Annotated in this window: 20 protein-coding genes; 18 read left to right on the forward strand and 2 right to left on the reverse strand. The window is 39.1% G+C overall.

The window, feature by feature from the left end:
- The first annotated feature begins 84 nt into the window (after window positions 1–84).
- From porX to H9Y05_RS04870, 13 genes are all read left to right on the forward strand, one after another.
- Window positions 85–1,629, forward strand: a complete 1,545-nt coding sequence (gene porX, locus H9Y05_RS04810; RefSeq protein WP_216713642.1) for a T9SS response regulator signal transducer PorX — start codon at window positions 85–87, stop codon at window positions 1,627–1,629.
- Window positions 1,630–1,768: 139 nt separating this feature from the next.
- Window positions 1,769–3,004: an ABC transporter ATP-binding protein gene (locus tag H9Y05_RS04815; RefSeq protein WP_163490771.1), complete on the forward strand. Its 1,236-nt coding sequence runs from the start codon at window positions 1,769–1,771 to the stop codon at window positions 3,002–3,004.
- On the forward strand, window positions 3,001–3,780 hold the full coding sequence (gene rfbF / locus H9Y05_RS04820) for a glucose-1-phosphate cytidylyltransferase (protein WP_163490770.1): 780 nt from the start codon (window positions 3,001–3,003) through the stop codon (window positions 3,778–3,780). Before H9Y05_RS04815 ends, rfbF begins: the two co-directional genes overlap by 4 nt.
- Window position 3,781: 1 nt before the next feature.
- Window positions 3,782–4,831: a CDP-glucose 4,6-dehydratase gene (gene rfbG / locus H9Y05_RS04825; RefSeq protein ID WP_163490769.1), complete on the forward strand. Its 1,050-nt coding sequence runs from the start codon at window positions 3,782–3,784 to the stop codon at window positions 4,829–4,831.
- A complete protein-coding gene (locus tag H9Y05_RS04830) occupies window positions 4,812–5,360 on the forward strand; it encodes a dTDP-4-dehydrorhamnose 3,5-epimerase family protein (RefSeq protein ID WP_163490768.1) in 549 nt (182 codons plus the stop codon). Before rfbG ends, H9Y05_RS04830 begins: the two co-directional genes overlap by 20 nt.
- Window positions 5,357–6,583 (forward strand): class I SAM-dependent methyltransferase, encoded by a 1,227-nt coding sequence (locus H9Y05_RS04835; protein WP_163490767.1) that lies wholly within the window; start codon window positions 5,357–5,359, stop codon window positions 6,581–6,583. Before H9Y05_RS04830 ends, H9Y05_RS04835 begins: the two co-directional genes overlap by 4 nt.
- A 2-nt stretch (window positions 6,584–6,585) precedes the next feature.
- Window positions 6,586–7,425, forward strand: a complete 840-nt coding sequence (locus H9Y05_RS04840; RefSeq protein WP_163490766.1) for an NAD-dependent epimerase/dehydratase family protein — start codon at window positions 6,586–6,588, stop codon at window positions 7,423–7,425.
- On the forward strand, window positions 7,422–8,516 hold the full coding sequence (locus tag H9Y05_RS04845) for a class I SAM-dependent methyltransferase (RefSeq protein ID WP_163490765.1): 1,095 nt from the start codon (window positions 7,422–7,424) through the stop codon (window positions 8,514–8,516). The genes H9Y05_RS04840 and H9Y05_RS04845 overlap by 4 nt, the downstream gene beginning before the upstream one ends.
- Complete coding sequence (locus H9Y05_RS04850; protein WP_163490764.1) at window positions 8,513–9,244, forward strand: cephalosporin hydroxylase family protein; 732 nt, start codon at window positions 8,513–8,515, stop codon at window positions 9,242–9,244. Before H9Y05_RS04845 ends, H9Y05_RS04850 begins: the two co-directional genes overlap by 4 nt.
- A gap of 17 nt (window positions 9,245–9,261) precedes the next feature.
- Entirely contained in the window at window positions 9,262–10,467 is a 1,206-nt protein-coding gene (locus tag H9Y05_RS04855) for a glycosyltransferase family 2 protein (protein WP_163490763.1), read from the forward strand.
- A complete protein-coding gene (locus H9Y05_RS04860; protein ID WP_163490762.1) occupies window positions 10,467–11,381 on the forward strand; it encodes a DUF6625 family protein in 915 nt (304 codons plus the stop codon). The genes H9Y05_RS04855 and H9Y05_RS04860 overlap by 1 nt, the downstream gene beginning before the upstream one ends.
- Window positions 11,378–12,307: a D-glucuronyl C5-epimerase family protein gene (locus H9Y05_RS04865; RefSeq protein ID WP_163490761.1), complete on the forward strand. Its 930-nt coding sequence runs from the start codon at window positions 11,378–11,380 to the stop codon at window positions 12,305–12,307. Before H9Y05_RS04860 ends, H9Y05_RS04865 begins: the two co-directional genes overlap by 4 nt.
- Window positions 12,277–13,446 (forward strand): glycosyltransferase family 4 protein, encoded by a 1,170-nt coding sequence (locus tag H9Y05_RS04870; RefSeq protein WP_216713643.1) that lies wholly within the window; start codon window positions 12,277–12,279, stop codon window positions 13,444–13,446. The genes H9Y05_RS04865 and H9Y05_RS04870 overlap by 31 nt, the downstream gene beginning before the upstream one ends.
- On the opposite strand, the gene H9Y05_RS04875 is transcribed toward H9Y05_RS04870, so the two are convergent.
- A complete protein-coding gene (locus tag H9Y05_RS04875) occupies window positions 13,430–14,638 on the reverse strand; it encodes a glycosyltransferase (RefSeq protein WP_216713644.1) in 1,209 nt (402 codons plus the stop codon). The two genes, H9Y05_RS04870 and H9Y05_RS04875, sit on opposite strands and share 17 nt — an antisense overlap.
- 45 nt (window positions 14,639–14,683) lie before the next feature.
- Here H9Y05_RS04875 and H9Y05_RS04880 point away from each other — a divergent pair, with 45 nt between their 5' ends.
- The 5 genes from H9Y05_RS04880 to H9Y05_RS04900 all read left to right on the forward strand — a co-directional run bounded on the left by H9Y05_RS04880 (window position 14,684) and on the right by H9Y05_RS04900 (window position 19,175).
- Complete coding sequence (locus tag H9Y05_RS04880; RefSeq protein ID WP_216713645.1) at window positions 14,684–16,009, forward strand: glycosyltransferase; 1,326 nt, start codon at window positions 14,684–14,686, stop codon at window positions 16,007–16,009.
- A gap of 20 nt (window positions 16,010–16,029) precedes the next feature.
- Complete coding sequence (locus tag H9Y05_RS04885; protein WP_216713646.1) at window positions 16,030–16,638, forward strand: hypothetical protein; 609 nt, start codon at window positions 16,030–16,032, stop codon at window positions 16,636–16,638.
- A 36-nt stretch (window positions 16,639–16,674) separates the two neighbouring features.
- On the forward strand, window positions 16,675–17,490 hold the full coding sequence (locus H9Y05_RS04890; RefSeq protein ID WP_216713647.1) for an AraC family transcriptional regulator: 816 nt from the start codon (window positions 16,675–16,677) through the stop codon (window positions 17,488–17,490).
- Window positions 17,491–17,647: 157 nt separating this feature from the next.
- Window positions 17,648–18,031: a VOC family protein gene (locus tag H9Y05_RS04895; RefSeq protein ID WP_216713704.1), complete on the forward strand. Its 384-nt coding sequence runs from the start codon at window positions 17,648–17,650 to the stop codon at window positions 18,029–18,031.
- A gap of 82 nt (window positions 18,032–18,113) precedes the next feature.
- Window positions 18,114–19,175 (forward strand): serine hydrolase domain-containing protein, encoded by a 1,062-nt coding sequence (locus tag H9Y05_RS04900; RefSeq protein WP_216713648.1) that lies wholly within the window; start codon window positions 18,114–18,116, stop codon window positions 19,173–19,175.
- A 51-nt stretch (window positions 19,176–19,226) separates the two neighbouring features.
- Here H9Y05_RS04900 and H9Y05_RS04905 read toward each other — a convergent pair whose 3' ends face one another.
- The gene (locus H9Y05_RS04905) at window positions 19,227–19,967 is read right to left on the reverse strand and encodes an NAD(P)H-binding protein (RefSeq protein ID WP_216713649.1); all 741 of its coding nucleotides are present in this window, start codon (window positions 19,965–19,967) and stop codon (window positions 19,227–19,229) included.
- Between the last annotated feature and the right edge of the window lie 288 nt (window positions 19,968–20,255).

A 20,255-nucleotide genomic window follows, 5' to 3' on the forward strand; every position in this document is an offset into this window, starting at 1 on the left:
AATAATTTTATAAAGTTATCTGAATACGGGGGAGCAATGCTGCCCCGTATTTGTAACTGATCACCAATTAAACTAAATGGAAGGATGCAAGTAAAGATCTTATGGGCAGATGATGAAATTGAATTGTTGAAACCGCACATCTTGTTCCTGGAATCAAAAGGTTACTCTGTAACAGCAGTCAACAGCGGGGTAGATGCGGTGGAACGCAATGCCGAGGAACAGTTTGACGTCATTTTCCTGGATGAGAACATGCCCGGAATCTCCGGACTGGAGGCGCTCAGCCAGATCAAAGAGCAAAAAGCGCATGTTCCTGTGGTGATGATTACCAAAAGTGAAGAGGAATACATTATGGAAGAGGCCATCGGGAGTAAAATTGCCGATTACCTGATTAAACCAGTCAACCCGAACCAAATTTTGCTGAGCCTCAAGAAAATATTGGATCAGTCCAAGCTGGTGTCTCAAAAAACAACATCCAACTACCAGCAGGAATTCAGACAACTGGGGATGCAGTTGGGAGGAAGACTCGACGCAGAAGAATGGGCCGAGATTTACAGGAAAATTCTTTATTGGGAACTGGAATTGCAAAGTGCCGATGACTCCGGGATGAGTGAAATACTCAACATGCAGAAAAAAGAAGCCAATACCCTTTTTGCCAAATTCATTGAAAAAAACTACATCGACTGGCTGCATGGAGACGATGACGCCCCGCAAATGATTCATACGTTATTCAAAGACCGGATTGGACCGATTGCGGATAAACAAAAAACATATGTTGTTGTCATTGACAACCTGCGTTACGACCAGTGGAAAGTTCTTCAGCCGATCATTTCAAAGTACTTTACCGTTGATTCAGATGAAATCATATATTCCATCTTGCCTACAGCAACACATTATGCCAGAAACGCTCTGTTCGCCGGGTTGATGCCTTCCGAAATTGCCAAACGATTTCCCAATTTGTGGGCTTCCGAAGATGATGAAGGCGGAAAAAACCTGCACGAAGACGCATTCCTGGAGGCCAATCTCAAGCGCCTTGGAAAAACATACAAGTGGAGCTACAATAAGATCACGAACCTGACAGCAGGAAGGAAATTGGTGGATAATTTCAATCAATTGAAAGACAATCAGCTGAATGTCATTGTCTATAATTTTGTAGACATGCTTTCCCATGCCCGCACAGAGATGGAAGTGATCAAAGAATTGGCGGACGATGAAGCTGCATACCGATCGTTGACACAGTCGTGGTTTGAACATTCTCCGTTGCAGGAAATGATTAAAAGAATAGCGGATCAGAAAGCAAAATTGATCATCACGACAGATCATGGAACGGTGAAAGTCACCAACCCGGTAAAAATTATCGGTGAACGAGCAACCAATACCAACCTGCGGTATAAAACGGGGAGAAACCTTTCGTACAACGAAAAGGAAGTATTCCGTATCTCAAATCCTGATGAAGCATACCTGCCCAAAACATCTGTTTCCGCAGAGTTTGTGTTTACACGCGAATCCGATTTTTTCATTTATCCGAACAATTACAACAAGTTTGTGAATTTCTATGCGAACACATTTCAGCACGGAGGAGTTTCCCTGGAAGAATTATTAATTCCGTTTGTGGTACTCACGGCCAAATAATCAGTGATGTCCGGATACAAATGATTGATCTGACAGTTGATGGGGCTTGACGCTATCGGTTGAGACAGCACGTTTGCCTGACGAGGAATTAATGTAGACTTGTCCGTTAATTTACGATTATCTGTTTATATTTGTATCAATGAACCAAATTGCTGTCAGTGTAAAAGGAGTTTCCAAAAAATATGTTATTGGAAAACAAAAGGATGGAAGTCTTCGCGGAACACTTTCTTCCTTGTTTTCAGCAGGCAGTTCCTCCAAAGAAGAATTCTGGGCGTTAAAAGATGTGTCGTTTGACATTCAGCGGGGCGATGTGGTGGGAATCATTGGGAAAAACGGCGCAGGAAAGTCGACGTTACTCAAAATTCTATCTCAGATCACCCGGCCGGAGGAAGGGGAAATCGAAATCAACGGAAGGGTTGCATCGCTACTTGAAGTAGGTACCGGTTTCCACCCGGAACTCACAGGACGTGAAAATATTTTTCTAAACGGTACTATTCTCGGCATGACCCGAAAAGAAGTTGCTTCCAAATTTGATGAAATTGTAGCGTTTTCAGGTGTTGAAAAATTCATTGATACACCGGTAAAGCATTATTCATCCGGGATGTACGTCCGACTGGCATTTGCTGTAGCAGCACATCTGGAGCCTGAAATCCTGATCATAGATGAAGTATTGGCCGTTGGTGACGCTGAATTCCAGAAAAAATGCCTGGGCAAGATGAAAGACGTGGCCGGAGAAGGGAGAACCGTCATTTTTGTGAGTCATGACCTCGGAGCTGTCAAACAATTGTGTACAAGAGGAGTTGTGTTTGACAAAGGAAGAGTTCTTGAATTTGGAGATCTGGATGTATGTCTGGATAAATACCATACCAGCGAAAAATCCATTTTGTGCCGAAAAATTTATGAACGGGACAAGAGACCAGCAAGCAATTGGGCAGAGTTACATGCCTACAATCTGACAGATGCTGCAGGAAATGATATCAGTTCTTTTAATCTGTACGATGGTGCCTTTTTGAAGTTGGAGTATCAAGTGAAGGAACTCAGTAATGTTGATGATATATTCTTGTTGAATCTCCACGTATTCGATCGTGATAACAGATGTGTTTTTGTTACCAGTGTTAAGCAGGAAGAAGGGATTAATGAACCGGGAATATTTCAAACAACGTTTGAATTTGTGCCGAATTATTTAAATAAAGGAATGTATAGCGTTGGAATAGCTTTAACTTCATATCCGGGAACTCATGTTCACTTTTTTGAAAAAGAGGCCTTTACATTTGAAGTAACAGAAGATAATACAACGTACAGGAACATACCGTATGTTGGTGAGATGCCAGGTGTTACAAGACTGTCGTTACCATACAAAATTGAAAAGCTATGAAAGTCGTAATTCTTGCCGGGGGATTAGGTACCCGATTAATGGAAGAAACAGAAGCCAGACCGAAACCGATGGTTGAAATTGGTGGAAAACCAATTCTGTGGCATATCATGAAAATATATGCACACTATGGTTTCAATGAGTTTATTCTGTGCCTGGGATACAAACAATCCTCCATCAAAGAATACTTTATCAATTATTATTTATACAATGCTGATATAACGGTTGATTTAAAAAATAATGATGTGGAGGTTCATTTGCCAACAGATGAAACATTTAAGGTGACATTGATTGATACTGGTCTGGAAACAAATACTGCAGGCCGGATTAAACGCATTAAAAAATATGTTGGTGAAGAAACATTTATGCTCACATATGGAGATGGTGTTTCCAATGTGAACCTTACAGAATTGCTTACATTTCATCGAAAATCGGGAAAAATGGCGACATTGACTTCCGTTCAGATGCCAGGAAAATTCGGTAATATCTGCATCGATGCAAATTCGGAGGTTAAAGAATTTATTGAAAAACCTACTGGTGACGGTATGTGGATTAATGGAGGTTTTTTCGTCATGGAACCAGGTGTTTTTGAATTTCTTGAAGGAGATATGGATGAAGTTCAGTTTGAAAAGGGACCCTTGGTTGAATTAGCAAAGACAAATAATCTGGCAGCGTATAAACATGAAGGTTTTTGGAAATGCATGGATGCGTTGAGGGACCGTATTGAATTAGAAAAGTTATGGCATTCGGGTAATGCTGAATGGAAGATTTGGAAATAACATGGTTGACTTACGTGATTTTAAAGGAAAGAAAGTCTTTGTAACCGGGCATACGGGGTTCAAGGGGAGTTGGTTAATCGCTATGCTTTATCAATTAGGAGCTCAGGTGAAAGGATATGCGCTTGAACCACTCTACTCGAAAGAATTGTTTGATATCATTGAAGGAAGTCGCATCAGTGACAGTATCATTGCAGATATAAAAGATCAGAAACGATTAGAATCTGAAATTTCCGCATTTCAACCGGATTTTGTATTTCACCTGGCAGCCCAGTCTTTGGTGCGTGAGTCCTATACAGATCCGTCAGAAACGTTTGAAGTAAATGTAATGGGAACGTCTTATTTACTTCAGGCAGTATTGAAATTGGTACATCCATGTACGACAATTGTTATTACCACAGATAAAGTCTACGAAAATAAGGAGAAAGCGATTTATTATTCTGAAAACGATGTCTTAGGAGGCTATGATCCGTATAGTACAAGTAAAGCATGTGCGGAATTGGTTACAAGTTCGTTTATCCGCTCCTTTGCAGCTCAATCCGTTCATCGCTTTGCGACCGCCCGCGCAGGAAATGTCATTGGAGGAGGAGATTTTTCAAAGGATCGTATCATTCCTGATTTGATTCGTTCCATTGAACAGAATGCCCCCCTTGAACTAAGAAATCCGGGAGCAATAAGACCGTGGCAACACGTGTTGGAACCTTTAACCGGATATCTACAATTGGCATTGTTGACAAAAAGTGATTATTCACTCGCTCATTCCTATAATTTCGGACCGAATGAAAAAGATCATCTCGAAGTAGAGGAACTTGTTAAAACAGCAATTGCAGTTGTTGAAAAAGGAAGTTATCTGATTAAAAAAACAGATGATTTACATGAAGCAAACCAACTTCGACTGAATATCTCTGCAGCAAAGAAAGATTTAAATTGGTTTCCTCGTTATAATGCAGAACAGGCGATTCAATATACAATGGAATGGTATTTTTCACCGGATAAAAAGGCATGTACTTTCCGACAAATAAATCATTACTTAGATGAAGTTCACAAAAACTGATATTCCTGGTTGTTTCTTAATCGAATTGTCTGCTTTCAGAGATGAACGAGGATGGTTTTCCCGCTTATTTTGTCAGGATACATTTCTGAAAGAAGGAATTGATTTTCAAGTCCGACAAATAAACCAGTCGATGAACAAAGAACGACACACATTCCGGGGGATGCATATGCAACGACCACCTTTTTCCGAAGGGAAAATTGTCCGTTGTGTCTCCGGTGCAGTTCAGGATTTTGTGTTGGATTTACGTTTGGGATCCCCTACTTTATTAAAAACATCTTCATTTCATTTGAGTGAAAATGATGAGAAATTACTGTATATACCCAAAGGAATAGCGCATGGTTTCCTGACACTGGAAGAATCTTCTTCTCTCACTTATTTACACGATACAAATTACGTTCCTGAAGCTGAATTTGGTGTGCGATTTGACGATCCCGCAATTGATTTAATTCTACCATACGCTATTCGGAATATTTCGGAAAAAGATGTATCTTACCCTCTGTTGTCTGACTTTAAAGGATTTAAAATATGAATTGCCGTTTTTGTAAAACTGAACTAAATTACGACTTTGTTGACCTTGGATTTAGTCCTCCGTCCAATTCTTTTTTGACGGCAGCGCAACTAAATGAGCCGGAAATGTATTATCCTTTGAAAATTAAGCTTTGTGATAATTGTTTTCTTGTCCAGATTGATGAATTCGCGAAACACGATGATATTTTTAATGATTCATATGTTTATTATTCTTCTTTTTCAACCAGCTGGTTGGATCATGCGAAGAAATACACTGAAAAAATGGTTTCGAGATTCGGTTTTGGCCATGCTTCCATGGTTGTGGAGATTGCGAGTAATGACGGATACCTGTTACAATATTTTAAGGCAAATCAAATTCCTGTTCTGGGAATTGAGCCAACGGCAAACACAGCAAAGGTAGCTGAAGAAAAAGGAATAGAAACATGCATTGAATTTTTTGGCAGTGCATTGGCAGAAAAACTGATCTCAGAAAAGGCAAAAGCGGATTTACTGATTGGAAATAATGTTTTGGCGCATGTGCCGGACATTAATGACTTTATCAGAGGCATGAAAATCATGTTGAACGACAAAGGAGTGATCACGATGGAATTCCCGCATCTGCTTAAACTGATTGAAGAAAATCAATTTGATACAATTTATCACGAACATTTTTCATACTTATCTCTTTATACCGTAAAGAAAATGTTTGAATATCATGGGCTCCGGATATTTGATGTGGAAGAGTTGCCAACACATGGTGGTTCTCTGCGTGTTTATGCAACACATCTCGAGAACAATGACCTAAAAACAGAAGATGCCGTAAATTATGTATTAGAAAAAGAGCAAATGTATGGCTTGAGACAGGTTGATCTATACACAACCTTCCAACAAAAATCTGAACAGGTAAAAAACAATTTATTGACATTCCTGCTGGAAGCTAAACAAGAGAATAAAAAAGTAGTTGCTTACGGTGCGGCAGCAAAAGGGAATACGCTTCTTAATTTTGCAGGAATCAAACAAGACCTTCTTCCATTTGTTATTGATGCATCCCCCTACAAGCAGGGGAAGTTTTTACCAGGATCACATCTGCCGGTTGAAAAAGAGTATATATTAGTTCTGGAAAAACCGGATTATATCATTATCCTGCCGTGGAATTTAAAACACGAAATTTCAGAACAACTTTCCTATACAAGGGAATGGGGGGCTCGTTTCGTTGTGGCAGTACCAGAACTTCTAATTTTTTAAAGATGAAAATACTGGTTACCGGTTCAACGGGATTCATCGGTGAAGGAGTTGTAAGTGAACTCTTGAAAGAAGGACATGAAGTCATAGCTACTTCCAGAAACGAACACACTGCTTCATTTCATGACTGGTTTTCATCTGTACATTATAAGCCCTATACGATCGGGAGCAAAGACATTTCTGACTTGTATGCATATTTTGAAAAACCGCAGGCAGTGATCCATTGCGCATGGGATAATCTGCACGACTATAGGGGGCTGCATCATGTTGAAGAGAACCTGATGAATCATTATTTTTTCCTGAAAAGTATCATTGAATCGGGAGTGGAAAATGTTACTGTTTTAGGTACCTGTTTTGAATATGGAATGAAGGAAGGGTGCCTTTCCGAAACAATGAATGTAACCCCGTCTAATCCATACGGGATTGGAAAAAATACGCTTCGCGTGTTTCTTGAGATGTTACAGTCTGTACACGACTTCTCGCTGAAATGGATTCGTCTGTTTTATAACTACGGGAAAAGCAACAACTCGAATTCATTATTTGCTCAATTGGACCGGGCGATTGCACAACATGATTCCGTTTTTAACATGAGTGACGGGAATCAACTAAGAGATTATTTGCTGTTTGACGAACTGGTAAAAAAAATTGCTGCAATAAGTGTACAGGATCGGATTTCCGGAATTATCAACTGTTGTAGTGGAAAGCCGGTAAGAGTTATTGAATTGGTGGAAGAGTACATCCGAATAAAAAATAGCCCGATACAATTAAACAGGGGATATTATAACTATTCTCCGATGGAACCGGTGCATTTTTGGGGGGATAATACAAAATTAAATACGATATGATAGTCAGTCCGATCACACAAACGGAGCATGTAATGTGTATTTTTGAACAAAAGGAAGTTCCTGTTTTTCAAAATAAAGTATATAAAACCAAAGAGGAAGCTGCCGGCTGTATGAAACTTCCTGTAAAGCTATATCAATGCCAGGATACGGGATTTGTTTTCAGTGGAGGTTTTGATCCGGAGGTATTGGATTATAATGAAGATTATCAGAACGAACAAGGGAACTCTGATTATTTTCAGGAACACCTGGAAAGTGTATTCAAACTGATATCGGAACGTCATCTTTTGAATAGAAAAATCGTTGAAATAGGTTGTGGAAAAGGACTTTTTTTGGATTTGATGTTGAACAGAGGGTGTGATGTGATCGGAATAGACCCTACTTATGAAGGAACTTCTGAGTATGTTATAAAGGATTATTATTCAAATGAATATAGCCATCTGAAAGCTGGATTAATTGTATTAAGGCATACACTGGAGCACATTGCTTTACCCTACGATTTTCTGAAAATGATTTCCGATGCAAATGAGAAGGAAACAGTTGTTTATATTGAAATTCCTACCTATGAATGGATTTATCGAAACAATGCAATAGAAGACATTTTTTATGAACATTGTAATTATTTTACCACTAAGAGCATCAAAGCATTATTTCATGAGGCTGAAGTGATACCTGTTTTTAATGGGCAGTACATTGGTATTTTTGCTAAGTTGGGAATGCTCAAAGACAGAAGTGAGATTCATGAAGAAGTAATTGAGACGTATTCCCAATCATTTCAAACAGCATTGAATCATTACAATAACCTTGTGGGAACAGCATCACAAAAAATGATTTGGGGAGCAGGTGCAAAGGGATCTACATTCCTAAACCTGACAGATGATAAAGCTGAAAAAGTATTGGGAGTAATTGATATTAATCCGAAAAAACAAAACAAATTTATAGGGGGAACAGGTCACCGGATTTATTCACCTGAAATTTTAAAAGAACTTCCTGTTGACGAAATTATTGTCGTAAATAAAAATTACATGGCTGAAATAGATGCTACAATTAAAGCAATGGGACTGGAGATTAACCTTAAAACATTAGAAAGATGAATGAAGTTGAAAAATTCAATGAAGAGGTAAAAAATAATATTAGCAACCAGGGACAAAACAACTCCTTGCTGGACAGTGCGAAAGAATTTATGCAAAAAACCATCGATGCACGTTATTCGTACAATTTTTCGTGGATGGGAAGACCGATCATTGCCTATCCCCAGGATATGATCGCCATGCAGGAAATTATATGGGAAGTAAAACCTGATTTGATCATTGAAGCAGGTGTTGCTCACGGGGGATCAATCGTATATTATGCCTCTTTGCTGGAATTGATTGGTGAGGACGGAATTGTTGTCGGGATTGACATTGATATCCGAAAGCACAATCGGGAGTTGATTGAAAGTCATCCGATGATGAAACGAATTCATTTATTAGAAGGTTCATCTGTAAGTGAAGAGATTGTCAGTGCGGTAAAAGAAATTGCTGCAACAAAGAAAAAAATTATGGTTTGTCTGGATTCTAATCATACACACGACCATGTATTGGGTGAACTGAATGCATATGCGAACCTGGTTACTAAAGGGAGTTATTGTGTTGTTTTTGACACTGTTGTAGAAGATTTAACGAATGATTGGGCCGGAAGATCATGGGGCGTCGGAAATAACCCGAAGACTGCTGTTTGGGAATTTTTGAAAGGCAATACGGATTTTGAAATAATGAATTCAATTGATTCAAAACTATTGATCTCAGTTGCTCCTGGTGGATACTTAAAGCGGGTAAAATAATTGATCAAGTCAGTAACATGGTAGAAAAACCATTCTTTTCCATAGTGATTCCTACGAAAAACCGCCCTGAATTATTGAGAGATGCGATTCAGAGCGTTTTACTCCAGAGCTTTACAGAATTTGAACTGATTGTTTCGGATAATCACAATGATGCTGCAACCAAAGAGGTGATCGATTCTTTTCCGGAAGATGGAAGATTGAGATATGTCAGGCCGACTGATGAGTTGAACATGCTTGATCATTGGGAATTTGCCACGTGCCAGGCGATAGGCAGGTATGTTGTATTGCTGACGGATCGAAACGTACTGTGTCAGCATTCACTGAAAAAAATTAAACGAGTTATTGATACACATAAGGATATCAATTTTATTTCATTTGGTACAAAAGCATTTTTAGAGCACCAAAACAAATTTGGAACTCGTTCTACTACCGGAAAATCCAGAATGTATAACTCAAAAGAACTGGTAGACAATTTTAAGGGCGCAATTTATTATTCATCCGGAAGTCTTGACTTTTTTGCACCCAAAACGATTAATAGTTGTTATAAAAATGAAATAGCGCAGAAAATACGACGTGAAAAGGGAAGCTATTTTAATCTGAGAGGTGTTTCAACACCTGATTATGCTAGTTTTTTTGTAAACACATTAATGGACCAGCAATGTTATTTTCTCGGTGATACGATTATGCTGGGGCAAGGTGCTTCGGTTAGCAACGGAAGTAATTTTGCGAAAGGAGATACATCTTATTTTAAAACATTAGGAGCAAATTACGAATTGCATGCATCATTGGCAGATGTTCCATTCATTTATAATTGTATCTACAATGATTTTATTGTAATCTATTCCTACTGGGGGAAACAAGACTTTCCGCTCACGTTTAATTACGATATCTATTTCGCTAATTTATTGCTGGAATTGATGATTAAAAGAGAAGCAGGGGCAAGCGAGGAAATCTGTCTGTCATTTGAAAAATCTGTTCAGCAAGCAATGATTGAACATGGTTTCTCAGAAAAAAAAATACATGAAATAACTGAACTGGCGAACGGTTGTTTTATGAAAGATCGCAGTAAAACAAACATGTTCTTGAAAAACTGGAAGATACATTTTAAGGATTTCTTATTTCATAGATTTAATGATAATAAACTGTTAAACCGTATCTTTAAGTATAAATATGATTCGATTCTGACAGCAGCTGGATTTGATTATTATAAAGCTCTTAGGTGATGCAGTCAATTATTTTTATTGTCCCGTACTTTGGTAAATGGCCTGAATGGATGGATTTGTATATTGACTCCATTCGAAGGAATCCAACGATTGATTTTCTATTTATAACCGATTGTGATACAGCCGTTCTGACGGATATTCCGAATATTTCATTCCGGCAAATTACATTTGAAGAATACATCAGTCGATACAAAAAAATGTTAGGAGAAGACATTCAAATCACTGATCCGTATAAGATATGTGATTTGCGCCCATTTTTTGGAATTATTCATGAGCAGGACATCCACAAATATGATTTTTTCGGTTGGACAGATACCGACTTGTTTTTTGGAAATATCAGATCATTCTACACCAATGATATTTTACAACGCTATCAGGTGCTCTCTACGCATGCCATTCGCTTGTCCGGACATTGCACACTACTTAAAAATACACCGAAATACCGAACAATTGGTTATCAGATTTATCAGTGGGAAGAAGCCTTGAAAAATCCTGATTTTATAGGAATAGATGAACATGGAATGACCAACGCACTCTGTATGACCTTTCTTGATAAAGTTGCCGAAAAATTAAAATGCTCAATAAATAATCGGTTACTTAATGGATTGCGGAAGTGGAAAGCACGTAAGTATTATTTTGTGGAGCAGTATACGACTCCTTTTACGTCAATTCCCTGGATAGACGGTTCATTAAATAGCATGCAGCCCGATGAATGGACGTATGACAAAGGAATCATTACCAATAAACGGGATAAAGACAGACGTTTTATGTACATACACCTGATGAATTTTAAATCAGGTAAGTGGAGACATGATGGAACAAAAGCACCATGGGAAGAAAAAGAAATCTCGATGGATATTCATCCGGATTACCGTATAACAATTGACAGGCATGGAATAAGAACTCAATTATGAAGGAGGAAAGTAAAAAAATTACTCTGCAGACAGGTAATGTAAGTTTAACCCCTGAACTTGGTATGTATTACATTGATATGCGACCAGCAATCATTCATTATACAGATAATATTTTTAATGGCTGTTTTGATGATGACGGTGTTCCCATGTGTGGAATTGAAGGGCACTTTGAATATTCCCCGATTAATATTGCTCAGTACGGTTTTATAGTACACGCGGATTACCTGGAAAACCAGGATGAGGTAACATTCCGGCAACTAAAGAAATGCGTTGAAAAGTTAGTTGAATTAGCGGACATTGATGACCGGATGTGTATTTGGTGGCACCGGTACAGGGAAAGTAAGTACGGAATAGAAGCTCCATGGGCTTCAGCTATGGCACAGGGAGAAATCATTTCTCTTTTTTTGCGGTTTTATCAGTTGACGAACGAGGGAAAATATTTGGAATTATCGAAGAAAGCATTTAATTTTCTAAGTGTAAAAGTCGAAGATGGCGGTGTAAGACAGTATGATCACAACGGAGACCTGTGGTTGGAGGAATATCCGTCTAACCCACCCTCATTTGTTTTAAACGGCTTTCTTTATGCATTGTTTGGCCTGTATGACTTATTCCGGATAACCAATGATGAATTGGTTTGGCAAGAAATAGAGTTATGCATCAGGACATTGAAAAACAATCTACATAAGTTTGATGCAGGATACTGGTCTTATTACGATTTGCAGAAAAAAGAATTGGTAAGGTACTATTATCAGAAGAATGTGCATGTACCGCAAATGGAAGTAATGTATCAGTTGACACACGATAAACTATTTCTTAACTACAAGAACAAATGGGAAAAAACACTTAATCCTGTAAATTTCCTTTTTGTACGTATCATGTATCGAATTTTGCCGAGATGGAGAAAGAAAAGCCTGAAAATAAAATGAAAGCACTGAAGATTTTATTTGTCATAACAGATCTCGGAAAAGGAGGGGCAGAGCGTTTTTTGTTGGATTTGACATCACAGCTGGAAATCTATCCCCATATTGATTATCGGATTGCATCATTATACAACATGGTCCAATATGAAGAATTTAAAAACAATGATAAAATTCACTTTTTAGATTTTGCTACTTTTTCTCTCAAGACAAAGAACTACAATGCAACGTATTCTGATTTATTAAATGACTTTCAGCCGGATATTATTCATACCAATCGATTTTTGGCTGAATTCATAACATCCTACGACATCAGAAGATCGATTAAATATGTGTGCCATTGCCATGATAATATGGTGCAGTTTAAACGGTTTTCCCTAAGTAGTTTAGTCGATAAGGTAACATTGTTAAATTCCATTGAATATAACTATTTGATTCGTCGTAAATACAGGAAAGTACCCACTTATTTTATTGCCAATTCGCAACACACGTATAGTTATTTTCAAGACATGTTACCGGCAAATCAGAAAAAAAATATTCGCTTGATTCCTCTTGGGTTTAATTATGCTAACTTCTTTGTTGAACGGCAATACAAGCAAAAAAAGAAAAAGATAAAACTCTTAAATGTAGGAAGCTATCAGGTCAAAAAGAATCAAGTCTTTCTGCTGGATATTGCAGAAGAACTAAAGAAACTTGGTGTTGAGTTTGAAATAAACCTGATTGGTGACGGACCGGAATTTCAGCATATATATAATGAAATCAGGAATAGAAAACTGGGAGATGTCGTTTTTCAACATGGCCTGCAGTCAAATGTCCACGAATGGTACAATGATTCGGATTTATATATTCATACAGCATATTATGAGCCATTCGGCCTGGTCCTTTTAGAAGCAATGGCCTCGGGATTACCCATTATCTGTTTAGATGGAAAGGGGAACAGGGATATTATAAAAAATGATTATAACGGATATATGTTCTTCGAGCAAGAACCCAAAGCATTTGCGGATAAGATAGTGGAATACACCCAAAATGAAGAACTGTATCAGCTGATTTCCGTTCAGGCCCAGGAATATGCGAAGCGATACGCTCTTCCGGACAAAACGAGAGAACTCGTTGATTTTTATTATTCAATTATAGATTCAGAATGACAGAAGTGAAGGAAGTATAGTTTTTATCCGCGTGGTAGAGTGTTTTCCATGTTTGATAAGCATTCCCCCTTTTTTCAGGTTGTTCCAACAGTTCATAAATTGCAGAACAAATCAGGTCTCTGTGGGGAGGATCCTGTAAAATAATCCCGTTTTGGGTTGTTACAATTTCAGTGTTTCCGCCAACATTTGTTACAATACAAGGAATTCCGAAACTCATCGCTTCCATAATGGAAACTGGGATTCCTTCTGAAGAACTGACATTCATAAAAACATGAGGTTTGATCTCCTGATAAGCTTTAAAAATTTCATTGTTTGGAATTCTTCCCCTTAGATGAACAGTGATATTAACAGGAAGTTTTTTAACTTTTTTCTCCAATTCAACCAGTAAATCACCATCGCCAAAGTGAGTCCATTCAATAGGAAGGCTTGTAATTTGTGAGAGTGCTTCAGCGATTAAATGAACCCGTTTTACTGTATTTACATTGGAACAGCTTACTATTTTTACAGTTCCTTCAGGAGTAACAGGTTGGAAAGGATTATTGACACCTAACCGGGATACAATGATATGATCATTACGGGTAATTTTCCAGGATTTGTAGATGATCTCTTTCCCCTTTTCCGATATAGGGAAAAGAGCCTTCAGGTTAGAAGAAATAAATGATCGGAAAGGTAAATAATTAACTGCACTGACCTCAAAATAGGTATCCCATCCATGTGCTCTTGAAATCCCTGTTACGTGTTTATCTTTGAATGCTGACAACGCAATTCCCAAAGCGGTATCATCACACCAATAACTGTAAAACAGCGTTTGATCAAATTCAGAATGAAAATGCGTGTGAATATAGTTTCTCACCTGCTTAGCACGTTGAAAGGAGACAAGAATGGTCTTCAAAATTCCGAGGGTTATTTTCTTTTGGTAAACGTTACCAACACGCCTGATTTCTGTCCGGACAATAGGGATAAAAATGTTCAGCAGACTTGTTAATCGTGTTGTCAGAGAATAATCCAACTCAATGCGTTTGACAGAACAATTCTTTGGAACAACTCTTGTCTGCACGGCCGATTGATTTTGTGTGATAATAATCACCTGATCAAAAGCATTGCATAAGTATTTTATTTCCGTTTCCAGAAACGTTTCACCGGCTCCGAATGGGTAATCGGAGGTAAAGAGTACCAGTTTTTTTCGATTCATTCGTCAAAGATAAATGATTATCTTCGTGCAGTTGAAGATCACGCAATGAAAAAACTTCTTATTCTTGCCTATGACTTTCCCCCATACGTTTCTGTAGGAGGGCTTCGCCCATATAACTGGTACAGATATCTGAAAGAATACGGAATAGAACCCATCGTTGTGACCCGCCAATGGAGCAATACACACAAAAGCGCATTGGATTATATTGCCCGCGGACATAGTGATCAAACGATTACAGAAGTAAGCGAATACGGAACGGTTCTGTATGCACCTTATACACCAACCTTGAGTAATCGATTATTATATCGGCATGGCAATAATAAATACAGCTATTTGAGAAAATCATTGACAGCAACACATGATTTTAAACAGTTTTTATGGATTTCAGGAGCAAAAAGGGAAATCTATGAAACAGCAAAAAAATACCTGCAGAAAAATCCTGTTGATATGATCATTGCAACAGGAGACCCATTCGTTTTATTTCTTTACGCAAAAAAATTGGGGAAAGAGTTTCATACTCCCTGGATTGCCGATTACCGTGACCCCTGGAGTCAGGATAAAAGAGTTCAGGCAAATATACTTTTCCATAACTGGAATAAAATGTTGGAAAAAAAGATTGTATCAACATCGGTTGGAATAACAACAGTTTCAGGTATCATGAAGTATAAATTACAGGAATATTTTCCACAGAAGAATATATATATTATACCAAATGGTTATGACCCGGAGGCTGTTTCGACGGTATCGAAGATACCTCAATCGACAGATAAACTGACAATTTCATTTGTCGGAACGATTTACGAATGGCATCCCTGGAGAAGTTTCTTAAAGGAATTTTCTGATTTTATAGAGCAGGGCGAAGAAAGAGACATACAATTGAATCTGTATGGAATTAATATAGAAACAGAGATTCGGAAAACAATTGATGAATTGCCTGAAAAATCAAGGAATGCGATTCAAATCTGTCCCAAACTCTCCAATATGGAGTTGCTCAGCCGGCTTGCACGTGAAAATGTCATGTTGTTGTTTAATGATTATTCGATCCTGGGGACTAAAATATTTGATTATCTCGGAACCAGACGTAAAATATTGTTGTGCTATGCCAATGATGAAGATGCACTGAGGTTGAAGGAAGCACATTACACCATCGATGAGGTGGATGGAATGAGTAAGCAGTTGCAGGTTGATTTAATTCGTGAAACAAATGCGGGAGTGATTGCAGAGAATGTCACGCATTTAAAGCAACTCCTGGATGAGTTGCATCAAGAGTTCCGGGAAAAAGGGAAAATCGAATGCGCTTCCACAGGAGTGGAAAATTATTCCCGTAAAATACAGGTGAAAAAGTTAGCGGATATTGTACAGAGCCTGTAACGATCATCCGGAAATGAAGAATGAATGTAAGTACATCTTTCGGATTTTATGTAACTTCGATGTTATATACAACAAAACCAATACCATCCATGAACATGCATTGTCCTTATTTTTTGCTGATTGCGCTGGCCTTGACAGGATGCCGGGAAGCAATTCCCAATCGCGTTGATGATTCACAGGTGGAAAACACTGCTGTAATTACGGAAACACCGGAAGAAATTGCGGTTGATCTGAGTGACTATGAACAATTGATTCCGATAGAAATTGTTGATACAACTGCCCGAAACAGCTATGAGAAATACGGAATAGAATTTTCCGGTAATTGTTATGCATGTGATTTAGCCAGGATAGAACTATCACAGCAACGGCTGACATTTATCAATGTCTGCGACGACAATGACCGGTATGAAATAAATGACATCTCCTGTGCAGCGGTTGGGAAGGAGATGCGTATCCGGGCAGACGCGTATGCGTTTACACTGATCAAAATTGACGATGCACCAGTGTATGAATTATCAATAACAGGAAAGAACCTGAAACTTGATAATAAACGAATCGCGACATTTTATACACCAGCAAAGAAATTACATCTGTTTAAAGAACACGATTGCGGTGATTTCCAGGGATAATTCCTGACATTTAATCCTAAGCAGAACCATTTCCTCATGAAGCCCTTGTCCGACATACAACACTTATATGCTCCCGTTCAGCCGACCGTTGATTCGTCTGATCAACCGGTGACATACACGGAATGGTTACCGGATGAACAACTGCGGCACGTTGTCTACTGTTATTGGCAACTTCACACAACCGGTGAACTTTCGAAGCCATTCAGCTACCGCGTTGTTGCTGATGGGTGTATTGATATCTATTTTGATTTGAATAATCCGATCGAAAGCTGTGTGATGGGATTTTGTGACCGGTTTACGGAGTTCCAACTCGGAAAAGCATTCAATTACGTGGGAATACGTTTTTTTCCGACCATGTTCCCGCAATTGTTCCGTGTAAACGCACGTACATTGCGCAACCGTTCTGTGGATTTACATACCATTCTTCCCGAAGTCGCTGCATTTTTGTCGGATAACTTTCATACGCAGTTATCTCCTGCTGAGCTAAGGGCGTTATTCAATACCTATTTTGGTGATCGTACAACAACTGTAGCGTTGGATGAGGACAATCGCTTGTACAAAGCCATGACACATATTCTGAAAAAATCGGGTGCTGTAGCAATCGAAAAAGAGTTAACAACAGGAATCAGCTCCCGGCAGTTACGCCGCCTGTTCGATTATTACATTGGCACCACTCCCAAAACATTTTGCAAAGTCATTCGTTTTCAACGCACGATAACGAACGTCCCTTCCGGGCAATCCGTGATGGAAAGCAACGAGTTTTTTGATGTCGGGTACTACGACCAGGCACATTTTATCAAAGAATTCAGAACATTTTATGGAACAACACCCGGGAAAGTCCCTGAACGGTGATCTTGTCCGATTTTTACAATCCCGCAACAATCCGGTGCACTACTTTTGTTCATCGAATGAATAATCAATCGTTATGATGAACAACTATCTGCTGTTGACAATCCTGTTCTTGGGTGCGTTCAATGGTTATTCTCAACCCTCAAAAGATGTAAAGACAATGAAATTAAATGCAGGAATTATTACTGAAAAGATCAGTGAAACAAAAACATTTTACATGGAAACACTCGGATTTGGAGTTACATTTGAAAACGAATTTTATTTGTTGCTGCATACTCCGAATCACGAGGCGGAGATTAGTTTTTTAACACCCGGACATCCGAGTCAGCAACCGGTTTTTCAGTCTCCCTTTCAAAACCAGGGAGTATACCTGACACTGGAAGTGGATGATGTGGACAGCATGTATGCAGAGCTCTGCGAAAGGCAGGTTCCCATCGAAGTTGAACTGCGGGAAGAGCCCTGGGGAGACCGGCACTTTGCAATTATTGACCCCAACGGTATCGGGATTGATATTGTAACGTATTCACCGCCGGGAGAAGAGTAGGTTATTTCCTTCGAAAACAGAGAGGGATGAAAAGAAAACGTTGTATCTTTGAATCATTCGATCGGATCTCACAATTCAGCTAATGAAACACGTTTTAGTCGTCTTTTCCTGTACAATTTCCCTGTTGTCAAATGCACAACCTCAGTTAACACACAAAAATACCGGCGAGATGAACCGGGATGAAATGACTCGTTGGATACAACAAGAACAGGTCCCCGCGGTGGGAATCGCTTTTATTGAAAACGGTGTTATCAAGCAAACGGAGGTATTCGGCGAATTGGAAAACGGTGTACCCGCACCACTGAACACAATCTGGAATGTTGCCTCACTGACAAAACCTGTAACGGCATTGGTCGCGCTTTTGTTGATTGACAAAGGCGAATGGAATCTGGATGAACCGGTTGCCCGTTATTACACGGATCCGGATCTGGCAGGGCATCCATACGCTCAAAAACTGACAACACGTATGATTTTGAGTCACCAGACAGGTTTTCCGAACTGGAGGTACCTGAATCCCGACGGAAAGCTCGGTTTTGATTTTGAACCGGGAACAGGTTACCAGTATTCCGGGGAAGGGTATGAATACCTGAGAAATGCATTGGAACAAAAATTTGGAAAAACATTGGATCAATTGGCCGATGCATTGATTTTTCAACCATTGAATATGACGGATACACATTTCTTCTGGGGACCGCAGGTGGATGAAAAACGGTTTGCCAAGTGGCACAATAGTACGGGAGAACGTTATCCGACGAATAAGACCACTTCCGCAAACGGCGCGGACGACCTGCTCACAACGGTTGAGGAGTATGCTGCATTTATGGTGTGGGTACTGAGCGGTGCCGGACTTTCCGAACGCCTGCAACAGGAGTTAACAGCCGACCAGGTACGTGTGAATGCCAGCAAGCACTTCGGGTTGGGGTGGTGCATTGATGAAAAAATCAATGAAAATAACGATTTTGCACTGGTTCACGGCGGCAACGATATTGGCGTGAACACCATCGCATTTCTGATTCCGAAAACAAAAAACGGCTTGTTGATTTTTACCAATTCAGATAACGGAACAGCTGTTTTTGAGACCTTACTGGTGCAGTTTTTAGGACAAGACGGAGCAGGAATTCTGAGAGTGGAAATGCAGGAATGAGTGGCAGGGAATTCCATGCCATATATGCCAACAAAGGAATCTTTTCATCTTTCAGGGTTTTACATCAGGATTCGTTAACTGATTGTAGATAACCGGCATTTTTCCTTTCCACTTTTCCCATACTTCTTTTTCAGCAACCAGAGATGCCATGAAATGGGCAACATTGATACGGCTGACTTTTCTGGGGTTGAATAAGCTATTCGTGGGAGAGATGCATGTTTCATATGATGATACGGTGTTTTCATTAGTCAAATTATCCGGACGTACAACAACCCATTGTATTTTTGGTTCCTTTTTTCCGATTTTTGTTCTTAAAAAATCAGCAGCCGCTTCATTGTCGCTATGAGGAGGTAAAAGCGTGCGAATGATGGTCATAACTATTTTTTGTGCAAAGGAAATCTTTTCGTGCAGATCCATGTTTCTGTAACCCACCGTATTCATCAAAACAAATTTCACAGGGGTACCCGGCTGTGTACTTAAAATAGCTTCACAAAACAAACGAACAGTGTCAGCAACAAGTGTTTTCGGGTGACCGAAGATACCTTTCCAGGTCATATTGTGCCCCAGACAAAATGCGACGGAATCACATGCTGTGAGGTGGTGAGCTGTTTCTTCAACACTCAGTTCTGTTATGTTTTTTCGAATGATAGTGATGCTGCCATGATTATTCCAACGGTTGGGAATATTACTCGACGGGCGTATAATAATTTTTACGTTGTTTCCGGAGTTAATTAATTGTTCAACTAAGAGTTTTCCTGTTGCTCCACTTGCTCCGATGATTAATGTTGTCATATTTTTTCTGTTGGTTACTCTGGTTGTTTTACTATTAAATCCCTGTATTCTAACGTGATTGACGCACGGGGGGCAGTCCGAAAATAGTTTATTTTATTTTTTACAACGAATTGCAGGGATGTGTTCAACAAGTGCAACCCGATAAACATACTGAGACGGATTACGAAAATGTATGGGGTGTTTTCATTGATATTGTACTTGTTTTTACGTAATTTGTACTTCTTTTGGATGCATTTCTTGTACCGGGTGTTTACATTGTTTTTTTCGGAAACAAAAGTATTGTTTTCC

Source organism: Taishania pollutisoli (assembly GCF_014518315.1).
Classification (GTDB): domain Bacteria; phylum Bacteroidota; class Bacteroidia; order Flavobacteriales_D; family Crocinitomicaceae; genus Taishania; species Taishania pollutisoli.

What these genes read in the sequence shown, in the direction of transcription:
- rfbG (WP_163490769.1), top strand. Translation starts at nt 3,782, where the DNA reads ATGGTTGACTTACGTGATTTTAAAGGAAAGAAAGTCTTTGTAACCGGG.
- H9Y05_RS04875 (WP_216713644.1), bottom strand. Translation starts at nt 14,638, where the DNA reads ATGAATCGAAAAAAACTGGTACTCTTTACCTCCGATTACCCATTCGGA.
- porX (WP_216713642.1), top strand. Translation starts at nt 85, where the DNA reads ATGCAAGTAAAGATCTTATGGGCAGATGATGAAATTGAATTGTTGAAA.
- H9Y05_RS04865 (WP_163490761.1), top strand. Translation starts at nt 11,378, where the DNA reads ATGAAGGAGGAAAGTAAAAAAATTACTCTGCAGACAGGTAATGTAAGT.
- H9Y05_RS04815 (WP_163490771.1), top strand. Translation starts at nt 1,769, where the DNA reads ATGAACCAAATTGCTGTCAGTGTAAAAGGAGTTTCCAAAAAATATGTT.
- H9Y05_RS04895 (WP_216713704.1), top strand. Translation starts at nt 17,648, where the DNA reads ATGAAATTAAATGCAGGAATTATTACTGAAAAGATCAGTGAAACAAAA.
- H9Y05_RS04830 (WP_163490768.1), top strand. Translation starts at nt 4,812, where the DNA reads ATGAAGTTCACAAAAACTGATATTCCTGGTTGTTTCTTAATCGAATTG.
- H9Y05_RS04870 (WP_216713643.1), top strand. Translation starts at nt 12,277, where the DNA reads ATGGAGAAAGAAAAGCCTGAAAATAAAATGAAAGCACTGAAGATTTTA.
- H9Y05_RS04835 (WP_163490767.1), top strand. Translation starts at nt 5,357, where the DNA reads ATGAATTGCCGTTTTTGTAAAACTGAACTAAATTACGACTTTGTTGAC.
- H9Y05_RS04860 (WP_163490762.1), top strand. Translation starts at nt 10,467, where the DNA reads ATGCAGTCAATTATTTTTATTGTCCCGTACTTTGGTAAATGGCCTGAA.
- H9Y05_RS04880 (WP_216713645.1), top strand. Translation starts at nt 14,684, where the DNA reads ATGAAAAAACTTCTTATTCTTGCCTATGACTTTCCCCCATACGTTTCT.
- H9Y05_RS04890 (WP_216713647.1), top strand. Translation starts at nt 16,675, where the DNA reads ATGAAGCCCTTGTCCGACATACAACACTTATATGCTCCCGTTCAGCCG.
- rfbF (WP_163490770.1), top strand. Translation starts at nt 3,001, where the DNA reads ATGAAAGTCGTAATTCTTGCCGGGGGATTAGGTACCCGATTAATGGAA.
- H9Y05_RS04885 (WP_216713646.1), top strand. Translation starts at nt 16,030, where the DNA reads ATGAATGTAAGTACATCTTTCGGATTTTATGTAACTTCGATGTTATAT.
- H9Y05_RS04855 (WP_163490763.1), top strand. Translation starts at nt 9,262, where the DNA reads ATGGTAGAAAAACCATTCTTTTCCATAGTGATTCCTACGAAAAACCGC.
- H9Y05_RS04905 (WP_216713649.1), bottom strand. Translation starts at nt 19,967, where the DNA reads ATGACAACATTAATCATCGGAGCAAGTGGAGCAACAGGAAAACTCTTA.
- H9Y05_RS04840 (WP_163490766.1), top strand. Translation starts at nt 6,586, where the DNA reads ATGAAAATACTGGTTACCGGTTCAACGGGATTCATCGGTGAAGGAGTT.
- H9Y05_RS04900 (WP_216713648.1), top strand. Translation starts at nt 18,114, where the DNA reads ATGAAACACGTTTTAGTCGTCTTTTCCTGTACAATTTCCCTGTTGTCA.
- H9Y05_RS04845 (WP_163490765.1), top strand. Translation starts at nt 7,422, where the DNA reads ATGATAGTCAGTCCGATCACACAAACGGAGCATGTAATGTGTATTTTT.
- H9Y05_RS04850 (WP_163490764.1), top strand. Translation starts at nt 8,513, where the DNA reads ATGAATGAAGTTGAAAAATTCAATGAAGAGGTAAAAAATAATATTAGC.